Origin of the sequence: Exiguobacterium qingdaonense (assembly GCF_018617855.1) — a bacterium.
Taxonomy (GTDB): domain Bacteria; phylum Bacillota; class Bacilli; order Exiguobacteriales; family Exiguobacteriaceae; genus Exiguobacterium; species Exiguobacterium qingdaonense.
The window spans coordinates 12,597-36,909 of sequence record NZ_JACSKY010000013.1 but is presented as its reverse complement, the minus strand read 5'-3'; the positions used below and the strand labels follow the sequence as shown (position 1 = coordinate 36,909).

30 protein-coding genes and 1 other annotated feature are annotated in these 24,313 nt (G+C 47.5%); all 30 genes read left to right on the top strand.

Translation table 11 applies throughout. The annotated features are described in order from the left end of the window. Positions 1–12: 12 nt before the first annotated feature. The 30 genes from rplA to rpsE all read left to right on the top strand — a co-directional run bounded on the left by rplA (position 13) and on the right by rpsE (position 24,305). Positions 13–699 carry a 50S ribosomal protein L1 gene (rplA, locus tag KNP00_RS12380; RefSeq protein ID WP_012727689.1) on the top strand — a complete coding sequence of 229 codons (687 nt, stop codon included), beginning with the start codon at positions 13–15 and terminating at the stop codon, positions 697–699. 59 nt (positions 700–758) lie between these two features. Then, positions 759–912, top strand: a sequence feature (ribosomal protein L10 leader region). 44 nt (positions 913–956) lie between these two features. After that, positions 957–1,463 (top strand): 50S ribosomal protein L10, encoded by a 507-nt coding sequence (rplJ, locus tag KNP00_RS12375; RefSeq protein WP_215145700.1) that lies wholly within the window; start codon positions 957–959, stop codon positions 1,461–1,463. A 58-nt stretch (positions 1,464–1,521) separates the two neighbouring features. Beyond that, positions 1,522–1,890: a 50S ribosomal protein L7/L12 gene (gene rplL, locus KNP00_RS12370; RefSeq protein ID WP_215145698.1), complete on the top strand. Its 369-nt coding sequence runs from the start codon at positions 1,522–1,524 to the stop codon at positions 1,888–1,890. A gap of 79 nt (positions 1,891–1,969) precedes the next feature. Further along, positions 1,970–2,566 carry a class I SAM-dependent methyltransferase gene (locus KNP00_RS12365; RefSeq protein WP_215145696.1) on the top strand — a complete coding sequence of 199 codons (597 nt, stop codon included), beginning with the start codon at positions 1,970–1,972 and terminating at the stop codon, positions 2,564–2,566. Between the two features lie 193 nt (positions 2,567–2,759). Further along, positions 2,760–6,308 carry a DNA-directed RNA polymerase subunit beta gene (gene rpoB / locus KNP00_RS12360; protein ID WP_215145738.1) on the top strand — a complete coding sequence of 1,183 codons (3,549 nt, stop codon included), beginning with the start codon at positions 2,760–2,762 and terminating at the stop codon, positions 6,306–6,308. Positions 6,309–6,330: 22 nt separating this feature from the next. Beyond that, positions 6,331–9,930: a DNA-directed RNA polymerase subunit beta' gene (gene rpoC, locus KNP00_RS12355; RefSeq protein WP_215145694.1), complete on the top strand. Its 3,600-nt coding sequence runs from the start codon at positions 6,331–6,333 to the stop codon at positions 9,928–9,930. A 290-nt stretch (positions 9,931–10,220) separates the two neighbouring features. Beyond that, a complete protein-coding gene (gene rpsL, locus KNP00_RS12350; protein ID WP_012727683.1) occupies positions 10,221–10,643 on the top strand; it encodes a 30S ribosomal protein S12 in 423 nt (140 codons plus the stop codon). A gap of 48 nt (positions 10,644–10,691) precedes the next feature. Beyond that, positions 10,692–11,159, top strand: coding sequence for a 30S ribosomal protein S7 (gene rpsG / locus KNP00_RS12345; RefSeq protein ID WP_215145692.1), 468 nt, complete (start codon positions 10,692–10,694; stop codon positions 11,157–11,159). A gap of 112 nt (positions 11,160–11,271) precedes the next feature. Then, on the top strand, positions 11,272–13,350 hold the full coding sequence (gene fusA / locus KNP00_RS12340; protein ID WP_215145690.1) for an elongation factor G: 2,079 nt from the start codon (positions 11,272–11,274) through the stop codon (positions 13,348–13,350). Positions 13,351–13,463: 113 nt separating this feature from the next. Then, positions 13,464–14,651 carry an elongation factor Tu gene (gene tuf / locus KNP00_RS12335; protein WP_215145688.1) on the top strand — a complete coding sequence of 396 codons (1,188 nt, stop codon included), beginning with the start codon at positions 13,464–13,466 and terminating at the stop codon, positions 14,649–14,651. A gap of 109 nt (positions 14,652–14,760) precedes the next feature. Then, positions 14,761–15,270 carry a nucleotidyltransferase family protein gene (locus KNP00_RS12330; RefSeq protein WP_215145686.1) on the top strand — a complete coding sequence of 170 codons (510 nt, stop codon included), beginning with the start codon at positions 14,761–14,763 and terminating at the stop codon, positions 15,268–15,270. 378 nt (positions 15,271–15,648) lie between these two features. Continuing rightward, positions 15,649–15,957: a 30S ribosomal protein S10 gene (gene rpsJ, locus KNP00_RS12325; protein WP_074032438.1), complete on the top strand. Its 309-nt coding sequence runs from the start codon at positions 15,649–15,651 to the stop codon at positions 15,955–15,957. A 61-nt stretch (positions 15,958–16,018) separates the two neighbouring features. Continuing rightward, positions 16,019–16,645: a 50S ribosomal protein L3 gene (gene rplC, locus KNP00_RS12320; RefSeq protein ID WP_012727677.1), complete on the top strand. Its 627-nt coding sequence runs from the start codon at positions 16,019–16,021 to the stop codon at positions 16,643–16,645. A gap of 28 nt (positions 16,646–16,673) precedes the next feature. Further along, complete coding sequence (gene rplD / locus KNP00_RS12315; protein ID WP_012727676.1) at positions 16,674–17,297, top strand: 50S ribosomal protein L4; 624 nt, start codon at positions 16,674–16,676, stop codon at positions 17,295–17,297. Further along, complete coding sequence (gene rplW, locus KNP00_RS12310) at positions 17,297–17,578, top strand: 50S ribosomal protein L23 (protein WP_012727675.1); 282 nt, start codon at positions 17,297–17,299, stop codon at positions 17,576–17,578. The genes rplD and rplW overlap by 1 nt, the downstream gene beginning before the upstream one ends. Positions 17,579–17,612: 34 nt before the next feature. Continuing rightward, entirely contained in the window at positions 17,613–18,443 is an 831-nt protein-coding gene (gene rplB, locus KNP00_RS12305) for a 50S ribosomal protein L2 (protein ID WP_012727674.1), read from the top strand. Between the two features lie 66 nt (positions 18,444–18,509). Next, positions 18,510–18,785 (top strand): 30S ribosomal protein S19, encoded by a 276-nt coding sequence (gene rpsS, locus KNP00_RS12300; RefSeq protein ID WP_012727673.1) that lies wholly within the window; start codon positions 18,510–18,512, stop codon positions 18,783–18,785. Positions 18,786–18,805: 20 nt separating this feature from the next. After that, positions 18,806–19,138 (top strand): 50S ribosomal protein L22, encoded by a 333-nt coding sequence (rplV, locus tag KNP00_RS12295; protein WP_215145684.1) that lies wholly within the window; start codon positions 18,806–18,808, stop codon positions 19,136–19,138. A gap of 13 nt (positions 19,139–19,151) precedes the next feature. After that, on the top strand, positions 19,152–19,811 hold the full coding sequence (rpsC, locus tag KNP00_RS12290; protein ID WP_012727671.1) for a 30S ribosomal protein S3: 660 nt from the start codon (positions 19,152–19,154) through the stop codon (positions 19,809–19,811). A gap of 32 nt (positions 19,812–19,843) precedes the next feature. Further along, the gene (gene rplP, locus KNP00_RS12285; RefSeq protein ID WP_012727670.1) at positions 19,844–20,281 is read left to right on the top strand and encodes a 50S ribosomal protein L16; all 438 of its coding nucleotides are present in this window, start codon (positions 19,844–19,846) and stop codon (positions 20,279–20,281) included. Next, positions 20,268–20,471 (top strand): 50S ribosomal protein L29, encoded by a 204-nt coding sequence (gene rpmC, locus KNP00_RS12280; protein ID WP_012727669.1) that lies wholly within the window; start codon positions 20,268–20,270, stop codon positions 20,469–20,471. The genes rplP and rpmC overlap by 14 nt, the downstream gene beginning before the upstream one ends. Positions 20,472–20,503: 32 nt before the next feature. Next, on the top strand, positions 20,504–20,764 hold the full coding sequence (gene rpsQ / locus KNP00_RS12275; RefSeq protein ID WP_012727668.1) for a 30S ribosomal protein S17: 261 nt from the start codon (positions 20,504–20,506) through the stop codon (positions 20,762–20,764). 44 nt (positions 20,765–20,808) lie between these two features. After that, positions 20,809–21,177 (top strand): 50S ribosomal protein L14, encoded by a 369-nt coding sequence (gene rplN, locus KNP00_RS12270; RefSeq protein ID WP_012727667.1) that lies wholly within the window; start codon positions 20,809–20,811, stop codon positions 21,175–21,177. 36 nt (positions 21,178–21,213) lie between these two features. Then, positions 21,214–21,522 carry a 50S ribosomal protein L24 gene (gene rplX, locus KNP00_RS12265; protein WP_012727666.1) on the top strand — a complete coding sequence of 103 codons (309 nt, stop codon included), beginning with the start codon at positions 21,214–21,216 and terminating at the stop codon, positions 21,520–21,522. A gap of 32 nt (positions 21,523–21,554) precedes the next feature. Beyond that, positions 21,555–22,094, top strand: a complete 540-nt coding sequence (gene rplE / locus KNP00_RS12260) for a 50S ribosomal protein L5 (RefSeq protein ID WP_012727665.1) — start codon at positions 21,555–21,557, stop codon at positions 22,092–22,094. A gap of 20 nt (positions 22,095–22,114) precedes the next feature. Continuing rightward, positions 22,115–22,384: a 30S ribosomal protein S14 gene (gene rpsN, locus KNP00_RS12255; protein ID WP_012727664.1), complete on the top strand. Its 270-nt coding sequence runs from the start codon at positions 22,115–22,117 to the stop codon at positions 22,382–22,384. 31 nt (positions 22,385–22,415) lie between these two features. Continuing rightward, the gene (rpsH, locus tag KNP00_RS12250; RefSeq protein WP_026824842.1) at positions 22,416–22,814 is read left to right on the top strand and encodes a 30S ribosomal protein S8; all 399 of its coding nucleotides are present in this window, start codon (positions 22,416–22,418) and stop codon (positions 22,812–22,814) included. A 33-nt stretch (positions 22,815–22,847) separates the two neighbouring features. After that, on the top strand, positions 22,848–23,387 hold the full coding sequence (gene rplF / locus KNP00_RS12245) for a 50S ribosomal protein L6 (protein WP_026824843.1): 540 nt from the start codon (positions 22,848–22,850) through the stop codon (positions 23,385–23,387). A gap of 34 nt (positions 23,388–23,421) precedes the next feature. Beyond that, complete coding sequence (gene rplR, locus KNP00_RS12240; RefSeq protein WP_215145682.1) at positions 23,422–23,784, top strand: 50S ribosomal protein L18; 363 nt, start codon at positions 23,422–23,424, stop codon at positions 23,782–23,784. A gap of 20 nt (positions 23,785–23,804) precedes the next feature. Next, positions 23,805–24,305 (top strand): 30S ribosomal protein S5, encoded by a 501-nt coding sequence (gene rpsE / locus KNP00_RS12235; protein WP_012727660.1) that lies wholly within the window; start codon positions 23,805–23,807, stop codon positions 24,303–24,305. Positions 24,306–24,313: the final 8 nt, after the last annotated feature.

Below are 24,313 nucleotides of genomic sequence, written 5' to 3'. Positions count from 1 at the left end.
GAGGAAAAGATCATGGGTAAAAAACACCAAGAAGCAGCTAAGCTTGTTGACCGCACGAAGTCATACGACCTCGCTGAAGCTGTCGAGCTCGTTCAAAAAACAGCTACTGCTAAATTCGATGAAACAATCGAAGTTGCTGTACGTCTCGGCGTAGATCCGAAGAAAGCAGACCAACAAATCCGTGGTGCCGTTGTACTTCCACACGGTACTGGTAAAACACAAAAAGTTCTCGTCTTCGCTAAAGGTGAGAAAGTGAAAGAAGCGGAAGCTGCTGGAGCAGATTACGTTGGTGACGCTGAGTACATCAACAAAATCCAACAAGGATGGTTCGACTTCGATGTAATCGTTGCGACACCTGACATGATGGGTGAAGTTGGTAAACTCGGTCGTGTTCTCGGACCTAAAGGCCTCATGCCTAACCCGAAAACAGGAACAGTTACTTTCGACGTAGAAAAAGCAATCGCGGACATCAAAGCTGGTAAAGTTGAATACCGTGTTGATAAAGCTGGTAACATCCACGTTCCAGTTGGTAAGAAATCATTTGAAGCATCTAAACTCTCTGAGAACATCGAGACAATTCTCGAAACACTCATGAAAGTGAAGCCTGCTACTGCAAAAGGAACTTACCTTAAAAACATCTCGCTTTCATCTACAATGGGTCCTGGGATCCGTGTAGCGACTGCAGATTTCCTTAAGTAATCTTGTTGAAATAAATTGTTGACAACGTGTGACACCGCTGATAAAGTAATACACGTTCAACCGAATATGTTGGATTACCGTAGACAGAAGGTGGACATCGGTCCGTAAACCCTTCCGAGGTGTCTTTGCTCGAACTTGAGCCTGTTGTCACAGGTTTACTTTCAAACAATTACGCCCTCGTATGTCTTCATACGAGGGATTTCTTTTGGAGAGCAGCCTCTCGTCCGGTATAAGAATTGACTAGGAGGTGCAAACACATGGCAAACGAAAAAATCGTAGCTCAGAAATCGGCACTCGTCGATGAAATCGCTGAGAAAATGCAAGCGAGCGTTGGAACAGTTGTTGTTGACTACCGTGGACTTACAGTTGAAGAAGTGACTACACTCCGTAAATCACTCCGTGAAGCTGGAATCGAGTTCAAAGTTTACAAGAACGGTCTTCTTCGCCGCGCGGCTACTCAGTCGAACTTCGAAGGTCTTGACGAAGTCTTCACTGGTCCTACAGCAATCGCCTTCTCTAACGAAGAAGTTGTTGCTCCAGCGAAGATCTTGAACGACTTCTCGAAAGAGCACAAAGCGCTCGAACTTAAAGGCGGAATCATCGAAGGCAAAGTGACTTCACTCGAAGAAATCAAAGCCCTTGCAGAACTTCCATCACGCGATGGTCTTCTCTCGATGCTTCTCAGCGTACTTCAAGCTCCAATCCGTGGGCTCGCAGTCGCAACAAATGCAATCGCAGAACAAAAAGAAGAGCAGTCTGCTTAATTTTTGTCGCGTAGCGTAACAAAAAACTTTTTCACAACATCAAAGGAGGAAAACCATAATGGCTTTCAACAAAGAGCAATTCATCGAAGACCTCAAATCAATGACGGTTCTCGAACTTAACGAACTCGTAAAAACAATCGAAGAAGAATTCGGCGTATCAGCAGCAGCTCCAGTAGCAGTTGCAGGTGCTGGCGCAGGCGCAGCAGCTGAAGAGCAAACTGAATTCGACGTAGTCCTCACAAACGCAGGCGCTGGTAAAATCAACGTCATCAAAGCGGTTCGTGAAATCACAGGTCTTGGCCTCAAAGAAGCAAAAGCACTCGTTGACGGAACTCCGGCTCCAGTCAAAGAAGGCGTTTCTAAAGAAGACGCTGAGTCAATCAAAGCTAAGCTTGAAGAAGCTGGCGCATCTGTTGAAGTTAAGTAATTCAACTTCACAATCTATAGAAGCTCGCCACGGCGAGCTTCTTTTATTTCCTTGAAGAATGGGTTAGGAGGTTCAACGCATGGGAGATCATTACTATACGAACGATCCACGTTCGGAAAGTGCCCCGGAGACATGGACGTATGAGTTGCGAGGGAAAGAGTATCATTTCACTTCGGACCGCGGTGTGTTCTCGAAAGGATCGGTCGATTTTGGGTCACGTCTTTTAATTGAGTCGTTTGAAGTGCCTGATGTCTCAGGACGTATTTTAGATGTAGGCTGTGGCTATGGTCCGATGGGGATCTCGCTTGCCGATGCCTCTGGGCGTGAGGCCTTGCTCATTGATGTGAATGAGCGTGCGCTGGCGCTCTCTGAGCAAAACGCCGCCCGTAATGGAGTGACGGTCGAAACACGGCTTTCTCACGCGTATGACGCGGTGGGGGGAGAACGGTTTGCCGCCATTGTCACCAATCCGCCGATTCGTGCGGGGAAACAAGTCGTCCATACGATCTTGCGTGAAGCTCATGCGCATTTGGTCGTTGGAGGAGCAATCTATGTCGTCATTCAAAAGAAACAAGGAGCACCTTCTGCTAAGAAATTGTTAGAAGAGGTGTTTGGTCAAGTCGAAACAATCGCGAAAGACAAAGGTTACTTTATTTTTCGGGCAATTCGGTCTTGACAAACGGCGAAGTCTTATTGACTCGCTATAACGTATATGCTAACATTATAAAATGCCATTGGAATGGAATTCGCTTGGAACTGCCGTGTCTGCTGCTTTTTAGAGACGGAAAACGAGCGACATTCAATGACAATGTTCGATTATTACGCCCGAAAAATTCGCTAAAGAATTGGGGGTCTGAGAGGTGAATCAGTTGACTGGTCAACTTGTTCAGTACGGTCGTCACCGTCAGAGAAGAAGCTATGCCCGTATCAGTGAGGTTCTAGAGCTTCCGAATTTGATTGAAATTCAAACTGCTTCTTATGAGTGGTTCTTGCGTGAAGGATTAAAGGAAATGTTCACGGACATTTCACCGATTTCCGACTTCACAGGAAACCTCGTATTGGAGTTCATCGATTACTCGCTCAGCGAGCCGAAGTATTCAATCGATGAATCGAAGGAGCGCGACGTTACTTATTCTGCGCCACTTCGCGTAAAAGTACGTCTCCAAAACAAAGAGACAGGTGAGCTCAAAGAACAAGAAGTGTTCATGGGGGATTTCCCGCTCATGACAGAATCGGGAACGTTTATCATTAATGGTGCTGAACGCGTCATCGTTTCCCAGCTTGTCCGTTCACCGAGCGTGTATTATAACGCTAAACTCGATAAAAACGGTAAACGTGGATTTGGCGCAACCGTCATCCCGAACCGTGGTGCTTGGCTCGAACTCGAGACAGACGCCAAAGATATCGTTTATGTTCGTATCGACCGTACCCGTAAAATTCCGGTAACGGTGTTGTTGCGTGCCCTCGGATTCGGTACGGACCAAGAAATTATCGACCTTCTCGGGGATGATGAATATCTTCGTAACACCCTTGAAAAAGATAACACTGAGTCTACAGAAAAAGCGTTGATCGAAATTTACGAGCGTCTCCGTCCTGGTGAACCACCAACGGTAGAAAATGCGAAATCACTTCTCGTATCACGTTTCTTCGACCCGAAACGTTATGACTTAGCGAACGTCGGTCGCTATAAGATGAACAAGAAGCTTCATCTTAAGAACCGTCTATTCGGTCAAAAATTGGCGGAAACGCTCGTGGATCCAGAAACAGGCGAAGTACTCGCTGAAGCTGGGACCGTTCTTGACCGTCGTAACTTAGATCGTATTCTCCCACACTTGGAGAGTGGCCTCGGTTATGTCGATGCGGAACCAACTGGTGGTGTCGCAGAGGGTGAGCCGTTCGGTCTCCAATCAATCAAAGTCATCTCACCGGATGACCCAGATGGAGAGCGTATCTTGAACATCATCGGAAATGGCAATATCGACCGTAGCGTGAAACATGTTACGCCGGCTGATATTATCGCTTCAATCAACTACTTCTTTAACTTACTTCACGAAGTCGGAACAACAGATGACATCGACCATTTAGGAAACCGTCGTCTTCGTTCAGTCGGAGAACTTCTCCAAAACCAATTCCGGATCGGGCTTTCTCGTATGGAACGTGTCGTAAAAGAACGTATGTCGATTCAAGATCAAAACGCGATTACACCACAGGCGCTCATCAACATCCGCCCGGTTATCGCATCGCTTAAAGAGTTCTTCGGTAGCTCGCAATTGTCACAGTTCATGGACCAAACGAACCCGCTCGCAGAGCTCACGCATAAGCGTCGTCTCTCTGCACTTGGACCGGGTGGTTTGACACGTGAGCGTGCCGGTTTCGAAGTTCGAGACGTTCACTATTCGCACTACGGTCGGATGTGTCCAATCGAAACACCGGAGGGACCGAACATCGGACTCATCAACTCGCTCTCGTCTTACGCGAAAGTAAACGAGTACGGTTTCATCGAAGCACCATATCGTCGTGTGGACCCGGAAACAGGTCTTGTCACGGGCGATATTCAATATATGACGGCTGACGAGGAAGACCTCTATGTTGTCGCACAGGCGAACATGCCGCTTACAGAAGATGGTCACTTTGCAGACGAGCAAGTCCTTTGCCGCTTCCGCGGACAAAACTTGTCAGTCGAGCCAAACCGAGTCGATTACATGGACGTTTCGCCGAAACAGGTTGTTTCTGCCGCAACGGCGTGTATCCCGTTCTTAGAGAACGATGACTCGAACCGTGCCCTCATGGGAGCGAACATGCAACGTCAAGCAGTACCGCTTCTTCAACCGGACTCACCGATTGTCGGTACTGGAATGGAGTATGTATCTGCAAAAGACTCTGGAGCAGCAATCGTTGCGAAATACCCAGGTGTCGTCGAACGCGTCACAGCACGTGAAATCCTAGTCCGTCGTACGTCTGACGTGAACGGGTCAGAGGTTTCAGGTGATTTAGACCGTTACAAACTTCAAAAATATGTCCGCTCAAACCAAGGGACATGCTACAACCAAAAACCAATCATCGCAGCTGGTGACCGTGTCGAAAAAGGAGAAATCCTTGCAGACGGTCCGTCGATGGATATGGGTGAGCTTGCGCTCGGCCGTAACGTCGTCGTTGCCTTCATGACATGGGATGGTTACAACTATGAGGATGCAATCATTATGAGTGAGCGTCTCGTGAAAGATGATGTGTACACGTCGATTCATATCGAAGAGTACGAGTCGGAGTCACGTGACACGAAGCTCGGACCAGAGGAAATCACACGTGATATTCCGAACGTCGGAGATGACGCACTTCGCAACTTGGACGATCGTGGGATCATCCGCATCGGAGCTGAAGTCAAGGATGGCGATATCCTCGTCGGTAAAGTAACACCTAAGGGCGTTACAGAATTGACGGCGGAAGAGCGTCTCTTGCACGCAATCTTCGGTGAGAAGGCACGTGAAGTACGTGATACGTCACTTCGTGTACCAAACGGTGGAGATGGAATTATCTTGGACGTCAAAGTGTTCGACCGTGAAAACGGCGACGAGTTGTCTCCAGGCGTCAACCAAATGGTACGTGTCTATATCGTTCAAAAACGTAAGATTCACGAAGGGGACAAGATGGCGGGACGTCACGGTAACAAAGGTGTTATCTCGCGGATCCTCCCTGAAGAAGACATGCCATACATGCCAGACGGTACACCGGTTGACATCATGCTCAACCCGCTTGGGGTACCATCTCGTATGAACATCGGTCAGGTACTTGAACTCCACCTCGGTATGGCGGCGAAGAAACTCGGCGTCAAAGTGGCAACACCTGTATTCGATGGAGCGCGTGAGGAAGACGTATGGGCAACGATTGAAGAGGCTGGTATGGATAAAGATGCGAAAACGCGTCTCTATGACGGTCGTACGGGTGAACCGTTCGATAACCGTGTCTCTGTCGGTGTCATGTATATGATCAAACTCGCGCACATGGTTGATGACAAACTTCACGCTCGTTCGACAGGACCATACTCACTCGTTACGCAACAACCGCTCGGTGGTAAAGCACAGTTCGGTGGTCAGCGCTTCGGGGAAATGGAAGTTTGGGCTCTTGAAGCGTATGGTGCAGCCTACACGCTCCAAGAAATCTTGACAATCAAGTCGGATGACACGGTTGGTCGTGTGAAAGCATATGAGGCCATCGTGAAAGGCGAGAGCGTTCCGAAAGCGGGCGTTCCTGAATCATTCCGCGTCTTGATCAAAGAGCTTCAAGCGCTCGGTATGGAAGTCAAGATGATGTCAGCGGATGATGAAGAAGTCGAAATGAAAGATGAAGATGACGACAACATCCCGAACGCAACATCGGCGTTAGAACAAGTCGTTCAACCGACTGTTACGGAAGAGGAATAAGGCGAAAAGGGAGGTCGGCCCCTTGGTAGATGTTAATCGATTTGAATATATGAAAATCGGCTTGGCTTCATCAGAGAAGATCCGTTCGTGGTCTTACGGTGAAGTTAAAAAGCCGGAAACGATCAACTATCGTACACTTAAACCAGAGAAGGACGGATTGTTCTGTGAACGAATCTTCGGTCCTACGAAAGACTGGGAATGTTACTGTGGGAAATACAAACGAATCCGTTATAAAGGAGTCATTTGTGACCGCTGTGGCGTTGAAGTGACGAAAGCGAAAGTGCGTCGCGAGCGAATGGGCCATATCGAGCTCGCGGCACCAGTTTCGCACATCTGGTACTTCAAAGGGATTCCAAGCCGCATGGGGCTTGTTCTCGACATGTCACCACGTGCACTTGAAGAAGTCATTTACTTCGCATCTTACGTGGTAACGGAGCCAGGTGATACTCCGCTTGAGAAGAAACAACTTCTCTCGGAAAAAGAATTCCGTCTCTATCGTGAGAAATACGGTAGCGACTTCAAAGCAGACATGGGTGCTGAAGCCATCCGCACACTTCTCCAAGACGTCAATCTTGAAAAAGAAGTGAGCGAGCTTCGTGAAGAGTTGAAAACAGTCCAAGGTCAACGTCGTACACGTGCGATCAAGCGCCTGGAAGTTCTCGATGCATTCTTCACTTCAGGAAACAATCCTGACTGGATGATCCTTGAAGTACTTCCTGTCATCCCACCAGAGCTTCGCCCGATGGTACAGCTCGACGGTGGACGCTTTGCGACATCTGACTTGAACGACTTGTATCGTCGAGTCATCAACCGGAACAACCGCCTCAAACGTTTGCTCGACCTCGGCGCGCCGAACATCATCGTGCAAAACGAGAAGCGTATGCTTCAAGAAGCGGTTGACGCCCTCATCGACAACGGTCGTCGTGGTCGTCCGGTAACAGGTCCTGGTAACCGTCCGCTCAAATCGCTTTCACACATGTTGAAAGGGAAACAAGGTCGTTTCCGTCAAAACCTTCTCGGTAAACGGGTCGACTATTCAGGACGTTCGGTTATCGTCGTAGGTCCGAACTTGAAGATGTATCAGTGTGGTCTTCCAAAAGAGATGGCACTTGAACTCTTCAAACCGTTCGTGATGAAAGAGCTTGTCGGTCGTGGCATCGCTTCAAACATCAAGAACGCTAAACGCAAAATCGAGAAGATGCAACCTGAAATCTGGGGCGTCCTTGAAGAAGTCATTCGTGAGCATCCGGTTCTCTTGAACCGTGCCCCGACGCTTCACCGCCTTGGTATTCAAGCATTCGAACCGATTCTTGTTGAAGGTCGTGCGATTCGTCTGCACCCACTCGTATGTACGGCTTATAACGCCGACTTCGATGGTGACCAAATGGCCGTCCACGTTCCGCTCTCTGCAGAAGCACAAGCGGAAGCACGCCTTCTCATGCTCGCTGCACAGAACATCTTGAACCCGAAAGACGGAAAACCAGTCGTTACGCCATCGCAGGATATGGTCCTCGGTAACTACTACATCTCACTCGAACGTGAAGATGCAATCGGTCAAGGAAAAGTGTTCTCGAACGTAAACGAAGCGTTGATTGCGTACCAAAACGGTTATGTCCACTTGCACTCGCGTGTGGCACTTCCGGCACGCACACTCAACAACCCGACGTTCACAGACGAACAAAACGAGAAATTGCTCATTACGACTGTTGGTAAGATGATCTTCAACGAAATCTTGCCAAACACGTTCCCATACTTGAACGAGCCGACGATGGAAAACTTGCAAGAGGCAACACCTGACAAGTACTTCATCGATAAAGGAGCGAACGTTGCGGAAGAAATCGCATCACGCTCAATCATCGACCCGTTCAAAAAAGGATTCCTTGGAAAAGTCATCGCGGAAGTGTTCCAGAAGTTTGAAACGACTGAAACAAGCCGCATGCTTGACCGAATGAAAGACCTCGGCTTCAAGCATTCGACGAAGGCCGGTGTGACGGTTGGTATTGCTGATATCATCGTACTTCCGGACAAACAAGAGATTCTTGATGAGGCGCAAAAACAAGTCGACCAAATCATGAAGTCGTTCCGTCGTGGTCTCATCACAGAAGATGAACGTTATGAGCGCGTTGTTCGTGCTTGGAACGAAGCGAAGGATGAAATTCAATCTCGATTGATGAGATCCCTCAACCGCTTGAACCCGATTTTCATGATGTCTGACTCTGGTGCCCGTGGTAACGCATCGAACTTTACGCAGCTCGCGGGTATGCGTGGTTTGATGGCCGCTCCATCTGGTCGCATCATCGAACTTCCAATCAAATCGTCGTTCCGTGAAGGTCTGACGGTTCAAGAGTACTTCATCTCGACTCACGGGGCGCGTAAAGGTCTTGCCGATACAGCCTTGAAGACAGCCGATTCAGGTTACTTGACACGTCGTCTCGTCGACGTCGCGCAAGATGTCATCATTCGTGAGGAAGATTGTGGAACGGACCGCGGAATCCGCGTTTCTGCACTCCGCGAAGGTACGGAAGAAATCGAAAGCTTGTACGACCGTCTCGTCGGGCGTACATCGTTTGAAACGGTCACACACCCTGAAACGGGCGAAGTGTTGATCGATAAGAACGAATTGATCACAGAAGACATCGCACGCATCATCGTCGATGCGGGTGTCGAGCAAGTTGAAATCCGTACAGCCTTTACATGTAACACGTCACACGGCGTATGTAAGAAATGTTACGGCCGCAACTTGGCGACTGGGTCGAACGTTGAAGTCGGAGAAGCCGTCGGTATCATCGCCGCACAATCAATCGGTGAGCCAGGAACGCAGCTTACGATGCGTACCTTCCACACAGGTGGGGTTGCCGGAGACGATATCACACAAGGTCTTCCACGTATCCAAGAGGTATTCGAAGCCCGTAACCCGAAAGGTCAAGCGGTCATCTCGGAAATCTCTGGTACGGTCATCGACTTCACAGAATCGCGTGACAAGCGTGAACTCACGGTCGAAGGATTCAGTGAGACTCGTTCATACACGATTCCATTCGGAGCGCGTCTCCGCGTTCAAATCGGTGACACAGTAGAAGCCGGTGAAGTCTTCACGGAAGGTTCGATCGATCCGAAAGAATTGCTCGCCGTCCGTGGTGTGTCTGGTGTTCAGAACTATCTTCTCCAAGAAGTTCAAAAAGTATACCGGATGCAAGGGGTAGAAATCGGTGATAAACACGTTGAGGTCATGGTTCGCCAAATGCTTCGTCGTGTCAAAGTCATCGAATCAGGAGACACTCCGCTTCTCCCTGGATCACTCGTTGACATCAGCGTCTTCAAAGAGGCGTGCAAAGATGCGATTCGTGATGGGAAGCATCCTGCGACTGCGAAACCAGTCCTTCTCGGGATCACGAAAGCCTCACTTGAGACAGATTCGTTCCTCTCAGCGGCTTCGTTCCAGGAAACGACTCGCGTCTTGACAGATGCGGCAATCAAAGGGAAACGCGACTATCTCCTCGGACTCAAAGAGAACGTCATCATCGGTAAGCTCGTTCCGGCTGGTACTGGAATGGCCGTGTACCGTGATGTGGAACTCGAAGAAGATGAGGCACCGGTTGCGCTCGAAGATACTACCGTCGAATAAAATACGTCTTGACAGCACAGTTTGGCGGTGCTACTATGATTTAGTGCCGCCAATCGGTTGTTGTCGACGACAACGATGTCCAGCAGTCGGCAAGCTACTTGGACGTCCATCCGAACTTTCTACGGGAAGGTTTGGCTGCTACAATTGCCACTTTCAAGGTATAACTCACGTTTTTGCGAGGTCATGGAATGCCTACGCCTCGTAAAAACGTTTCGTTATGACCTTAAATGAACCACCCGGGTCGGTGGGACTAGAAAATAGCAACATTCAGGAAGGGAGGATCTTCAAAGATGCCTACTATTAACCAGTTAGTCCGTAAAGGACGTAAATCGAAAGTCGTGAAATCTGACTCTCCAGCACTTAACAAAGGTTACAACAGTTTCATCAAGTCACAAACAAACGTGAGCTCACCACAAAAACGTGGTGTTTGTACACGTGTTGGTACAATGACTCCGAAGAAACCGAACTCGGCGCTTCGTAAGTATGCTCGTGTTCGTTTGACTAACCAAATCGAAGTGACTGCGTACATCCCAGGTATTGGCCACAACCTTCAAGAGCACAGCGTTGTTCTTATCCGTGGAGGACGTGTAAAAGACTTACCAGGGGTACGTTACCACATCGTTCGTGGTGCGCTTGACACTGCAGGTGTTGATGGACGTATGCAAGGCCGTTCTAAATACGGTACGAAACGTCCGAAAGCTGCGAAGAAGTAATTCTCGCTATCTAAAATACAATTGAAACTTTGAAAGGAGGGTACTCGGATGCGTAAAAATCGTGCAGAACGTCGTGACGTTATCGCAGATCCGATCTACAACTCGAAATTGGTAACTCGCCTCATCAACCGTGTCATGTTAGACGGTAAAAAAGGTACAGCCCAAACAATCATTTACAACGCATTTGGCATCATTGCTGAACGTTCAGGTAAAGAGCCTATGGAAGTATTCGAAGAAGCAATGAACAACATCATGCCTGTTCTTGAAGTTAAGGCACGCCGTGTAGGTGGAGCTAACTACCAAGTTCCTGTTGAAGTTCGCCCTGAGCGCCGTACAACACTTGGCCTTCGTTACCTCGTAAACTACGCTCGTCTCCGCAACGAAAAGACGATGGAGCAACGTATCGCGAACGAAATCATGGATGCAGCCAACAACACTGGTGCATCTGTTAAGAGACGCGAAGACATGCATAAGATGGCAGAAGCAAACAAAGCGTTTGCTCACTATCGTTGGTAATTTAATCGTAAAGTCCACTCCGCCAAGCATGGCTTAACGGAGTGGCTTTCGGGTATAATCATATCGTGTGCCAGCACACGAAAATCAAACATGCGGAAGGAGAATACCCAGTATGGCAAGAGAATTCTCCCTAAAGAATACTCGTAACATCGGGATCATGGCTCACATCGATGCCGGTAAAACGACAACAACTGAACGTATTCTTTATTACACAGGTCGTATCCATAAAATTGGTGAAACGCACGAAGGTGCTTCACAAATGGACTGGATGGAGCAGGAGCAAGAGCGTGGAATCACGATCACTTCAGCTGCGACAACTGCACAGTGGAACAACCACCGTGTAAACATCATCGATACACCTGGACACGTAGACTTCACAGTAGAAGTTGAACGTTCACTTCGCGTACTTGATGGTGCTGTTGCTGTACTTGACGCTCAGTCAGGTGTAGAACCACAAACAGAAACTGTATGGCGTCAAGCGACGACATATGGTGTACCACGTGTCGTATTCGTCAACAAGATGGATAAGATCGGTGCAGACTTCTTGTACTCTGTGAAGACGCTTCATGAGCGCCTCCAAGCGAACGCTTACGCGATCCAACTCCCAATCGGAGCAGAGGACGAATTCAAAGGAATCATCGACCTCGTCGAGATGAAGACTTACATGTACAACAACGACCTCGGTACAGACATCGAGATCATCGACGGCTTCCCAGCTGACATGGCTGACCAAGCTGAAGAGCTTCGCGGTCAATTGATCGAGGGTGTTGCTGACTTCAACGAAGAATTGATGATGAAGTACCTTGAAGGGGAAGAGATTTCAATCGAAGAATTGAAAGCTGCGATCCGTCAAGCGACACTTAGCGTTGAATTCTACCCTGTACTCGTCGGTTCTGCCTTCAAGAACAAAGGTGTTCAGCTCATGCTTAACGCCGTTGTCGATTACCTCCCATCACCAGTTGATGTTGAGTCAATCAAAGGGATCAACCTCGATACAGAAGAAGAAATCACACGTGAGCCTTCTGATGAAGCTCCATTCTCTGCTCTTGCGTTCAAAGTTATGACTGACCCTTACGTCGGTAAATTGACGTTCTTCCGCGTGTACTCTGGTACAGCTGAAGCAGGATCATACGTGAAGAACTCGACTAAAGGGAAGCGCGAGCGTCTCGGTCGTATCCTTCAAATGCACGCAAACAGCCGTGAAGAGATTCCAATGGTATATGCTGGTGACATCGCCGCAGCTGTTGGTTTCAAAGACACGACTACTGGTGACACGCTCTGTACAGAGAAAGATAATATCGTTCTCGAATCAATGACGTTCCCAGAACCAGTTATCTCGGTTGCAATCGAGCCTAAATCGAAAGCAGACCAAGATAAGATGGGTCAAGCTCTTGCGAAACTCGCAGAAGAAGATCCAACATTCCGCACTGAAACAAACCCTGAGACTGGTCAAACGATCATCTCTGGTATGGGTGAGCTTCACCTTGATATCCTCGTTGACCGTATGCGTCGCGAATTCAAAGTAGAAGCAAACGTTGGTGCACCACAAGTTGCTTACCGTGAAACAATCCGTGGCGCTGCGAAGATCGATTCGAAATTCGTTCGTCAGTCGGGTGGACGCGGTCAGTACGGTCACGTTGTCGTAGAATTCGAGCCGAACGAAGAAGGCGCTGGATTTGAGTTCGAGAACAAGATCGTCGGTGGTGTTGTACCACGTGAATACGTCCCAGCTGTTCAAAACGGGATTGAAGAAGCTCTCGAAAACGGTATCCTTGCTGGTTACCCAGTAGTAGACGTTAAAGCTCGTCTCGTATTCGGATCGTACCACGATGTCGACTCGAACGAGATGGCGTTTAAAGTTGCTGCTTCGATGGCGGTTAAACAACTTAAGGACCAAGCGAAAGCTGTCATCCTTGAGCCGATGATGCGTGTTGAAGTTGTTATCCCTGAAGAATACATGGGTGACATCATGGGTGACGTCACGTCACGCCGTGGACGCGTAGAAGGTATGGAAGCTCGCGGTAACGCACAAGTCGTTAAAGCGATGATCCCACTTTCAGAAATGTTCGGTTACGCAACATCACTTCGTTCACGTACGCAAGGACGCGGAACGTACTCGATGCACTTCGATCACTACGAAGAAGTACCGAAATCAATCGCTGAAGAAATCGTCAAAAAAGCGAACGGCTAATAACGGTTGTATCGCTAGATTGATTGTTGTAAGCTAAGGAGGACGTATGTTAAAAGTAGCCTACGTCTTCCTAGTTAAATAAAACTAATCGTTTAATAGAGGAGGAATCTAGAATGGGTAAAGAAAAATTCGACCGTTCTAAGCCGCACGTTAACATTGGTACAATTGGCCACGTTGACCACGGTAAAACAACTTTGACTGCAGCAATCTCTGCTGTACTTTCACGTGCACAAGGGAAAACAGCTACTAAGTTTGACCAAATCGATGGTGCTCCAGAAGAGCGCGAGCGCGGTATCACAATCGCAACAGCTCACATCGAGTACGAAACTGAAAAGCGTCACTACGCACACGTTGACTGCCCAGGACACGCTGACTATGTTAAAAACATGATCACTGGTGCTGCTCAAATGGACGGCGCAATCCTCGTTGTTTCTGCAACAGATGGCCCAATGCCACAAACACGTGAGCACATCCTTCTTTCACGTCAAGTAGGTGTTCCTTACATCGTAGTCTTCATGAACAAAGTTGACATGGTAGACGACGAAGAGCTCCTCGAACTCGTTGAAATGGAAATCCGTGAACTTCTTTCTGAATACGACTTCCCAGGCGATGACCTCCCTGTAATCAAAGGTTCTGCACTTGGCGCACTTAACGGTGAAGCTCAGTGGGAAGAAAAAGTTATGGAACTCATGAACGCTGTTGATGAGTACATCCCAGAACCAGTTCGTGACACAGACAAAGACTTCATGATGCCTGTTGAGGACGTATTCTCAATCACTGGTCGTGGTACTGTAGCGACTGGTCGTGTTGAGCGTGGTGTTCTCCGCGTCAACGACGAGATCGAAATCGTTGGTCTTACAGAAGAAACGAAGAAAACTGTATGTACAGGTGTAGAGATGTTCCGTAAGCTTCTTGACTATGCTGAAGCTGGCGACAACATCGGTGCACTTCTCCGTGGTGTATCACGTGACGACATCGAGCGTGGACAAGTACTTGCTAAGCCAGGTTCAATCACACCACACTCAAAATTCAAAGCATCAATCTACGTTCTTTCTAAAGAAGAAGGTGGCCGTCACACGCCATTCTTCGCGAACTACCGCCCGCAGTTCTACTTCCGTACAACTGACGTAACAGGTATCGTTCACCTTCCAGAAGGTACTGAAATGGTAATGCCAGGAGACAACATCGAGTTGACGGTCGAATTGATTTCTACAATCGCGATCGAAGACGGTACACGTTTCTCTATCCGTGAGGGTGGCCGTACTGTAGGTGCTGGTTCAGTAACAGAAATCATCGAGTAATCGATCGATTCAACTGAACAACTTCAAGCAGTCCGCAATTATGCGGGCTGCTTTTTTGTGTTTTCATGATGACGTGGTAAGATGAAGAATACGAGAAAGGGGTGGTGTCATGTTGAAGCAAGTGGAGACGATTTGTCGTTTGAATGGGATTGACTATCGGTTCGGTGGTTCACAGCTATTGAAGCATCACGGAATTGTTGACACAGCCAACGACATCGATCTATTCGTCGAGCCCGATCAGTTTGAGAAAGTCGACCGTATGCTGAGTCGTGCTGGAGAAAAACAAGTTTCCGCTCCGCATGAAACATACTTGACGACGTACTTTGGAGAATATGTATTCGAAGGGACAGATGTGGATGTCATGTCTAGTTTTCGGATGAAGTGTACGGATGGGATTTATACACATCCTTACATCGAGCCGGACGCTCATTGGATGCACCTCGAGGAATGGGTTGTCCTATATACCGTGATTGGGCGGGAGGATAAACTGAGGTCGTTAGCACAATATTTTGAAACACACTCTATTAATGAAGGAATTGTGCATGCCTGTTTGAAGCGAGCACCCCATTCGGTCATAGAAGGCGTCACAGAGCGGTTTGGAGAGGTTATGAAACGCTAGGGCGAGTTGACATGGGAGTTCTCTTGAAAAATAGTTCAATAAAAGAATGATTTTTTTCTTGCAAATCCTCACGAATCTTGTTACATTAGGGAACGTTGAGCAACTCATCAGACAACCAGCGACTTCAAAAATCTAATCTTGCATTCCGTGTATAGATTAGATATAATGATTAAGTGTTTGTGCGAGTGGTGAGAGACTTTACAGCAGAAAATGGGTCCAATCGTTGATTTGCAATGATCGGATGCCTCTGCTGACACAAGCACGCTGCGTTGAAGCGGGAGGTTATGACACGCCAGGCAGCATTGCCATGGCCGGTGTGGAAATTTCCGCGGAGAATTGTCTATTTTTAAAAGTAGGCGACAAAGGAGGGAAACAAACATGGCAAATGAAAAAATTCGTATTCGTTTAAAAGCATATGACCATCGCGTTCTCGATCAATCAGCTGAGAAGATCGTTGACACTGCGAAGCGTTCAGGTGCAAAGGTATCGGGTCCAATCCCGCTCCCAACTGAAAAATCGGTTTACACGATCCTTCGTGCGGTTCACAAGTACAAAGATGCTCGTGAGCAGTTCGAAATGCGCACACACAAGCGCTTGATCGACATCGTAAACCCAACACCGAAAACAGTCGATTCGCTTATGCGTCTTGAGTTACCATCAGGTGTAGACATCGAAATCAAACTTTAATTCTTCATATAGTAGATACTAGCCAGAAGAGACAATTAATTATTAACAGGAGGTGTATCTCATGGCTAAAGGAATCTTAGGAACAAAACTTGGTATGACTCAAATCTTCAACGAAGCAGGCGAAGTTGTACCGGTAACAGTAGTTGCTGTAGAAGGAAACGTCGTTCTTCAACTTAAAACAGTTGATACAGACGGTTACGAAGCAGTTCAACTTGGTTTCGGAGACATCAAAGAATCACGTCAAAACAAACCATCAAAAGGTCACGCTGCGAAAGCAAACGCGACACCTAAGCGCTTCATCAAAGAAGTTCGTACTTCAGTAGAAGGATACGAAATCGGTCAAGAGATTAAGGCAGACATTTTCGCTGCAGGTGAATTAGTAGACGTTACAGGTACATCGAAAGGTAAAGGATTCCAAGGTGCGATCAAGCGTCACGGACAATCACGTGGACCAATGGCTCACGGTTCGCGCTACCACCGTCGTCCTGGTTCGATGGGTCCTGTTGCTCCTAACCGCGTATTCAAAGGGAAGCTTCTTCCTGGTCAAATGGGTGGAGAGCGTAAAACAATTCAAAACCTTGAAGTCGTTAAAGTTGATGTGGAACGTGGCCTTCTCCTCGTGAAAGGTGCTATCCCAGGCGCTCGTAAATCGAACGTCATCATCAAATCAGCGGTCAAAGGTAACTAATTAACTGCACGGAAAGGAGGAATTACGAATGCCTAAAGTAGCTTTGCTTAACCAAACAGGTTCACAAGTTGGCGAAATCGAATTGGCAGAAGCCATCTTCGGAATCGAGCCAAACGAATCAGTACTTTACGACGCAATCGTCATGCAACAAGCATCACGCCGTCAAGGTACTCACGATACGAAAGGTCGCTCGGAAGTACGCGGTGGCGGCCGTAAACCATGGAAACAAAAGGGAACTGGTCGTGCGCGCCAAGGTTCTATCCGCTCACCACAATGGGTTGGTGGTGGTACAGTCTTCGGTCCAACACCACGTTCATACTCTTACAAACTTCCTAAGAAGGTTCGTCGTTTAGCACTTCTCTCGGCTCTTTCGTCGAAAGTACAAAACAACGAAATCATCGTCCTCGAAGGCCTTGCTTTCGATGCACCAAAAACAAAAGATATGGCTGCTGTACTCAACAGCTTATCAGTAGAACGTAAGGCTCTCGTAGTCACAGCGGACTACAATGAGACTATCGCTCTCGCAGCTCGTAACATCCCAGGAGTGACTGTGATCGACGCAGCAGGCGTAAACGTTCTTGACCTCGTTGCTAACGACAAAGTCATCTTCACTAAAGATGCGGTTGCGAAGGTAGAGGAGGTGCTTGCATAATGGCTCAAGCATACGATATCATCAAACGTCCGATCATCACTGAGCGTTCAGTTAGCCTCATGGAAGCTAACAAATACGTTTTCGAAATCGACGTAAAAGCGACTAAATCGCAAGTGAAACACGCTATCGAAACAATCTTCAACGTGAAAGTTGCTTCGGTAAACACAATGAACTACAAACCGAAAGCGAAACGTGTCGGTCGTCACTCTGGTTACACAGCTCGCCGTAAAAAAGCGATTGTAACTCTTGCTGAAGGCAACACAATCGACTTCCTCGGTTAATTAACTACCTTAGAAGAAAAGGAGGGAATCCTCGATGGCAATCAAAAAGTTTAAGCCGACCACTAACGGTCGTCGTAACATGACATCTCTCGACTTTGCAGAGATCACAACGAATCGCCCTGAAAAATCGTTAACTGAAAAGCTTTCGAAAAAAGGCGGACGTAACAACCAAGGTCGCTTGACTGTTCGTCACCAAGGTGGCGGTCACAAGCGTAAATACCGTATCATCGATTTCAAACGTAACAAAGATGGCGTTGCAGGACGCGTAGCAACGATCGAATACGATCCAAACCGTTCAGCAAACATCGCACTCATCAACTATGTAGATGGTGAGAAACGTTACATCCTCGCTCCTAAGGGCATCAAAGTAGGCATGGAAATCATGTCTGGTCCTGAAGCGGATATCAAAGTGGGGAACGCTCTTCCACTCGTAAACATCCCTGTCGGTACAACAATCCACAACATCGAGCTTAAGCCTGGTAAAGGCGGTCAGCTAGTTCGTGCGGCTGGTGCATCGGCACAAATCCAAGGACGTGACGGCAAGTACGTCATCGTTCGTCTTCAATCAGGTGAATCACGCTTGTTCCTCGGCACTTGCCGCGCGACAATCGGTTCAGTTGGTAACGAAGAACACGAACTCGTAAACATCGGTAAAGCAGGACGTTCACGTTGGTTAGGCAAGCGCCCAACAGTACGTGGTTCTGTTATGAACCCGGTTGATCACCCACACGGTGGTGGTGAAGGTCGTGCGCCAATCGGTCGTTCGGGCCCACTTACTCCTTGGGGTAAACCAGCTCTTGGTCTTAAGACTCGTAAGAAAAACAAATCGAGCGACATGTACATCCTTCGTCGCCGTAAGAAATAATTACTACATGATTCTCGGGCGGTTCGAAAGGGCCGTTCCCGAATCATTCCAAAGGGAGGTTCTAACATGGGTCGCAGCTTGAAAAAAGGTCCATTCGCAGATCACCACTTACTCGCTAAAGTTGACAAACTCAACGAATCTGGTGAGAAGCAAGTCATCAAAACTTGGTCACGTCGCTCGACAATCTTCCCAGAATTCATGGGTCACACGTTCGGCGTACACGATGGTCGTAAACACGTACCAGTATTCGTGACAGAAGATATGGTCGGTCACAAACTTGGTGAATTCGCTCCAACACGCACTTACAAAGGTCACGGATCAGACAAGAAAACGAAACGGTAATTTGAGGGGAGGTTAAATCCATGCAAGCTAAAGCATCAGCTAATATGGTCCGTCTTGCTCCTCGCAAAGCACGTCTCGTTGTAGACTTGATTCGCGGGAAACAAGTCGGAGAAGCGCTCTCTGTCCTTGCTTTCACAAACAAGGCAGCATCGCCAGTCGTTGAGAAAGTATTGAAATCAGCGATTGCAAACGCAGAGCACAACTACGATATGAACATTGAGAACCTCGTCGTAACAGAAGCTTACGTAAACGAAGGTCCAACACTCAAACGCTTCCGCCCACGTGCGATGGGTCGCGCAAGCCGTATTAACAAACGCACAAGCCACATCCACATCGTGGTAACTGAGAAATAAGGAGGGATATGTAGTGGGTCAAAAGGTAAATCCGCACGGTCTTCGCGTTGGTGTTATCAAAGACTGGGATTCGCGTTGGTACGCTGAGAAAGACTACGCTGATCTCCTTCATGAAGACTTCGTTATTCGTGAATACATCGAAAACAAAATGAAGGATGCTAGTGTTTCTAAAGTAGAAATCGAACGCGCTGCAAACCGCGTGAACATTTCGCTTCACACTGCGAAGCCAGGTATGGTAATCGGTAAAGGTGGTTCTGAAATCGAATCACTCCGTAAACACATTACAAAAATCGCTGACGGAAAACGCGTTCACATCAACGTTGTTGAAGTGAAAAACGCTGACGCTGTTGCGAAGCTTGTAGCAGAAAACATTGCTCGTCAATTGGAAGGTCGTGTATCATTCCGTCGTGCAATGAAACAATCAATTCAACGTTCGATGCGTACTGGCATCAAAGGGATCAAAACAGAAGTTTCTGGTCGTCTTGGTGGCGCTGATATCGCTCGTTCAGAGAAATACTCGGAAGGAACAGTTCCACTTCACACACTCCGTGCCGACATCGACTACGGAACAGCTGAAGCTGACACAACTTACGGTAAAATCGGCGTAAAAGTTTGGTTATACCACGGTGAAGTTCTTCCAACAAAAAACAACACAGCGAAAAACGCTGAATAATAAACACTCTTTCAGGAAGGAGGCAACACACTATGTTGTTACCTAAACGCGTGAAATATCGTCGTGTACACCGTGGTAAAATGCGCGGGAACGCTAAACGCGGCACAACTGTACACTTCGGTGAGTTCGGTCTCCAAGCTCTCGAAGCGAGCTGGATTACAAACCGTCAAATCGAATCAGCACGTATTGCAATGACACGTTATATGAAACGTGGTGGTAAAGTGTGGATCAAGATCTTCCCACACAAGCCTTACACTAAAAAGCCTCTCGAAGTCCGAATGGGTTCGGGTAAAGGTGCTCCAGAAGGCTGGGTAGCTGTAGTTAAGCCTGGCAAAGTAATGTTCGAAATCGCAGGTGTATCTGAGGAAGTGGCACGTGAGGCACTTCGTCTTGCATCGCACAAACTTCCAGTAAAATGTAAGTTCGTGAAACGTGAAGAAAATGGTGGTGATACGAATGAAAGCAACTGATCTCCGTCAATCAACAACTGAAGAGCTCAACGGTAAAGTGGGCGAGTGGAAAGAAGAACTCTTTAACCTTCGCTTCCAACTTGCTACAGGTCAGCTTGAGAATCCTGCTCGTATCCGTGAAGTACGCAAGTCGATTGCGCGTGCTAAAACGATTCTTCGTGAACGCGAACTCGGCATCAACAACGGCTAATTACATCGGATTCTTGAGAGGAGGTAACACTCATGGAACGCAACAACCGTAAAGTGTTCACTGGTCGCGTCGTGTCTGACAAAATGGACAAAACGATCGTCGTCGCAGTAGAAACAAAGGTTCGTCATAAACTTTATGGCAAACGTGTAAACTACACGAAGAAATATAAAGCACACGATGAGAACAACGTCGCTAAAGTGGGCGATATCGTTCGCATCGCGGAAACACGTCCTCTTTCTAAAGACAAACGTTTCCGTCTCGTAACAGTAGTAGAAGAATCAGTAATCATCTAATAACAGTTCGGATTTATTAAACATCCGGAGGGAGGTACACTCGCATGATTCAACAAGAATCTCGCTTGAAAGTAGCAGACAACTCTGGCGCGCGTGAACTGTTGACAATTAAAGTCCTCGGTGGTTCTGGTCGTAAGACTGCAAACATCGGTGACATCATCGTCGCTACGGTAAAACAAGCAACACCAGGTGGCGTTGTTAAAAAAGGTGACGTTGTCAGAGCAGTTGTCGTTCGTACAAAACGCGGCGCTCGTCGTAAAGATGGTTCGTACATCCGTTTCGATGAGAACGCAGCAGTCATTATTAAAGATGACAAGAGCCCACGCGGCACACGGATCTTCGGGCCAGTTGCACGTGAACTTCGTGAAAAAGAATTCATGAAGATCGTTTCGTTGGCACCGGAAGTACTTTAATTTCCAATTTCAATCCTATAAGGAGGTGCGCAAACGATGCATGTTAAAAAAGGCGATACAGTCCAGGTAATGTCTGGTAAAGATAAAGGCAAGCAAGGAGTTATCCTTAAAGCTATGCCAAGCAAGAACCGCGTAGTGGTTGAAGGTGTAAACGTGATGAAAAAGCACGCGAAACCATCACAAGCGAATCCACAAGGCGGTATCCTTGAGATCGAAGCACCAATTCACGTCTCGAACGTCATGCCACTCGACCCTAAAACTGGCAAACCAACTCGTGTTGGTTTCAAAGTAGTCGATGGTAAAAAAGTTCGTGTCGCGAAATCGGGCGAATCACTCGATAAATAAGAAGAACGTGACGAAAGGAGGTCCATTCGACTATGAACCGTTTGCAAGAGAAGTATAAAAGCGACATCGTGAAAGCGATGATGGATAAATTCAACTATGACTCGGTCATGCAAGTACCGAAAATCGAAAAGATCGTCATCAACATGGGTGTAGGTGATGCTGTTTCGAACTCGAAAGCACTTGACATGGCAGTTGAAGAATTAACAATTCTTTCTGGTCAAAAACCACTCGTAACGAAAGCGAAGAAATCAATCGCTGGTTTCAAGCTTCGTGAAGGGATGCCAATCGGTGCGAAGGTTACACTTCGTGGCGAGCGTATGTACGATTTCCTCGACAAATTGGTAACTGTTTCACTCCCACGTGTACGTGACTTCCGCGGTGTATCGAAGAAAGCATTCGACGGACGCGGTAACTACACGCTTGGCGTGAAAGAGCAACTTATTTTCCCTGAGATCGATTACGATAAAGTATCTAAAGTACGCGGTATGGACATCGTTGTTGTTACAACAGCAAACACAGACGAAGAAGCACGTGAATTGCTCACACTTCTCGGTATGCCATTCCAAAAATAATCTAGAGGGAGGTCGACAACATGGCTAAAAAGTCAATGGTGAATCGCGAACTTAAACGCGAGAAACTCGTTGCCCAGTACGCTGAAAAGCGTGCGAAGTTGAAAGCTGAAGGCGATTATATCGGACTCAGCAAATTGCCACGTAACTCGTCACCTGTACGCTTGCACAACCGTTGCAGCATCACAGGTCGTCCGCATGGTTACATGGGTAAATTCGGGATCAGCCGTATCAAGTTCCGTGATCTTGCATACAAAGGTCAAATCCCTGGTGTTAAAAAAGCAAGCTGGTAATCCACTAACAGTGTGAAAGGAGGTACATCGCATGGTAATGACAGACCCTATTGCAGATATGCTTACACGTATCCGTAACGCTAACATGGTTCGCCATGAAAAAATGGAGCTTCCAGCTTCGAACATTAAACGTGAGATCGCTGAAATCCTTAAGCGTGAAGGTTTCATTCGCGATGTTGAATATATCGAGGACGCTAAACAAGGTACACTTCGTCTTTTCCTTAAATATGGAGCAAGCAACGAACGTGTTATCACTGGTCTCAAACGTATTTCGAAACCAGGTCTTCGCGTATACGCAAAAGCTGATGAAGTACCAAAAGTACTCGGAGGACTCGGGATCGCAGTTCTTTCGACATCTAAAGGTCTTATGACTGATAAAGAAGCTCGCCAACAACAAGTCGGCGGCGAAGTGCTCGCCTACATCTGGTAAGTCACTTTTCTAACAAGAACGGAGGTGTAATCAATGTCACGTATTGGTAAAAAACCAGTTACGATTCCTGCTGGCGTTACTGTAACAGTTGCTAATGACAACACGGTCACAGTAAAAGGTGCTAAAGGTGAACTTTCGCTTTCAGCTAACCCGGCATTGGAAATCAAAATTGAAGAGAACGAATTGACGGTTGTTCGTCCAGACGAATCGAAAGAAAGCCGCACAATTCACGGTACGACACGTGCCCTTATTGCCAACATGGTACAAGGTGTGTCGAACGGATTCCAAAAAACGCTTGAGATTTCGGGGGTTGGTTACCGTGCTACAAAGCAAGGTAACAAACTCGTCCTCAACCTCGGTTACTCGCACCCAATCGAGTACGTTGCTGAGGAAGGAATCGAAATCGAAGTTCCTTCAAACACGCAAATCATCGTAAAAGGGATTAACAAAGAGCGCGTCGGTCACGTTGCTGCTCAAATCCGCTCGTACCGTGCTCCAGAACCTTACAAAGGTAAAGGTGTTCGTTACTCTGATGAACGTATTCGCCGTAAAGAAGGTAAGACTGGTAAGTAATTCGTCACGAAATGAACGGAAAGGAGTGGCATAAATGATCACAAAGGCAGATAAAAATGCAGTTCGTAAAAAGCGTCATGCTCGCGTACGTCGTACGATCACGGGGACGGCAGCTCGTCCACGTTTGAACGTATTCCGTTCGAGCAAGCACATTTACGTTCAACTTATCGATGACGCGGCACAAACAACGCTTGTGTCTGCATCTTCGAAAGATAAAGCTCTCGATCTTACAAATGGCGGTAACGTTGAAGCAGCGACAGCTGTTGGAAAACTTGCTGCAGAACGTGCACTCGAGAAAGGTATCGACACAGTTGTGTTCGACCGTGGTGGATACCTCTATCATGGCCGCGTCAAAGCTGTTGCAGAAGCAGCTCGTGAAGCAGGTCTTAAATTCTAATAAAAAGGAGGGGACACTCGATGCGCCAGTTAGACGTTAACATGGAACAACTTGAAGAACGCGTTGTTACCGTAAACCGCGTCGCGAAAGTCGTAAAAGGTGGCCGCCGCTTCCGTTTTGCTGCTCTCGTAGTCGTAGGTGACAAAAATGGTCACGTCGGTTTCGGTACAGGTAAGGCACAAGAGGTGCCAGAAGCGATTCGCAAGGCTATTGAAGCCGCTAAGAAAAACATGGTACAAGTACCTATGGTTGGTACAACAATTCCACACGAAATCACAGGAGTATTCGGAGCAGGTCGTGTATTCATGAAACCAGCTTCTGAAGGTACTGGGGTTATCGCTGGTGGTCCAGTTCGTGCGGTGCTCGAACTTGCAGGTGTAGGTGACATCCTTTCGAAATCGTTAGGTTCAAACACACCGATCAACATCGTCCGTGCGACGGTTCAGGGCTTGACTGAGCTCAAAAAAGCAGAGGAAGTTGCTAAACTACGTGGTAAAAGCGTAGAAGAACTTCTTAACTAAGGGAGGGA

Bases quoted from the DNA above. Each gene is read 5' to 3' on its own strand.
- rplA (WP_012727689.1), top strand. From the start codon at position 13: ATGGGTAAAAAACACCAAGAAGCAGCTAAGCTTGTTGACCGCACGAAG.
- rplJ (WP_215145700.1), top strand. From the start codon at position 957: ATGGCAAACGAAAAAATCGTAGCTCAGAAATCGGCACTCGTCGATGAA.
- rplL (WP_215145698.1), top strand. From the start codon at position 1,522: ATGGCTTTCAACAAAGAGCAATTCATCGAAGACCTCAAATCAATGACG.
- KNP00_RS12365 (WP_215145696.1), top strand. From the start codon at position 1,970: ATGGGAGATCATTACTATACGAACGATCCACGTTCGGAAAGTGCCCCG.
- rpsL (WP_012727683.1), top strand. From the start codon at position 10,221: ATGCCTACTATTAACCAGTTAGTCCGTAAAGGACGTAAATCGAAAGTC.
- rpsG (WP_215145692.1), top strand. From the start codon at position 10,692: ATGCGTAAAAATCGTGCAGAACGTCGTGACGTTATCGCAGATCCGATC.
- fusA (WP_215145690.1), top strand. From the start codon at position 11,272: ATGGCAAGAGAATTCTCCCTAAAGAATACTCGTAACATCGGGATCATG.
- tuf (WP_215145688.1), top strand. From the start codon at position 13,464: ATGGGTAAAGAAAAATTCGACCGTTCTAAGCCGCACGTTAACATTGGT.
- KNP00_RS12330 (WP_215145686.1), top strand. From the start codon at position 14,761: ATGTTGAAGCAAGTGGAGACGATTTGTCGTTTGAATGGGATTGACTAT.
- rpsJ (WP_074032438.1), top strand. From the start codon at position 15,649: ATGGCAAATGAAAAAATTCGTATTCGTTTAAAAGCATATGACCATCGC.
- rplC (WP_012727677.1), top strand. From the start codon at position 16,019: ATGGCTAAAGGAATCTTAGGAACAAAACTTGGTATGACTCAAATCTTC.
- rplD (WP_012727676.1), top strand. From the start codon at position 16,674: ATGCCTAAAGTAGCTTTGCTTAACCAAACAGGTTCACAAGTTGGCGAA.
- rplW (WP_012727675.1), top strand. From the start codon at position 17,297: ATGGCTCAAGCATACGATATCATCAAACGTCCGATCATCACTGAGCGT.
- rplB (WP_012727674.1), top strand. From the start codon at position 17,613: ATGGCAATCAAAAAGTTTAAGCCGACCACTAACGGTCGTCGTAACATG.
- rpsS (WP_012727673.1), top strand. From the start codon at position 18,510: ATGGGTCGCAGCTTGAAAAAAGGTCCATTCGCAGATCACCACTTACTC.
- rplV (WP_215145684.1), top strand. From the start codon at position 18,806: ATGCAAGCTAAAGCATCAGCTAATATGGTCCGTCTTGCTCCTCGCAAA.
- rplP (WP_012727670.1), top strand. From the start codon at position 19,844: ATGTTGTTACCTAAACGCGTGAAATATCGTCGTGTACACCGTGGTAAA.
- rpmC (WP_012727669.1), top strand. From the start codon at position 20,268: ATGAAAGCAACTGATCTCCGTCAATCAACAACTGAAGAGCTCAACGGT.
- rpsQ (WP_012727668.1), top strand. From the start codon at position 20,504: ATGGAACGCAACAACCGTAAAGTGTTCACTGGTCGCGTCGTGTCTGAC.
- rplN (WP_012727667.1), top strand. From the start codon at position 20,809: ATGATTCAACAAGAATCTCGCTTGAAAGTAGCAGACAACTCTGGCGCG.
- rplX (WP_012727666.1), top strand. From the start codon at position 21,214: ATGCATGTTAAAAAAGGCGATACAGTCCAGGTAATGTCTGGTAAAGAT.
- rplE (WP_012727665.1), top strand. From the start codon at position 21,555: ATGAACCGTTTGCAAGAGAAGTATAAAAGCGACATCGTGAAAGCGATG.
- rpsN (WP_012727664.1), top strand. From the start codon at position 22,115: ATGGCTAAAAAGTCAATGGTGAATCGCGAACTTAAACGCGAGAAACTC.
- rpsH (WP_026824842.1), top strand. From the start codon at position 22,416: ATGGTAATGACAGACCCTATTGCAGATATGCTTACACGTATCCGTAAC.
- rplF (WP_026824843.1), top strand. From the start codon at position 22,848: ATGTCACGTATTGGTAAAAAACCAGTTACGATTCCTGCTGGCGTTACT.
- rplR (WP_215145682.1), top strand. From the start codon at position 23,422: ATGATCACAAAGGCAGATAAAAATGCAGTTCGTAAAAAGCGTCATGCT.
- rpsE (WP_012727660.1), top strand. From the start codon at position 23,805: ATGCGCCAGTTAGACGTTAACATGGAACAACTTGAAGAACGCGTTGTT.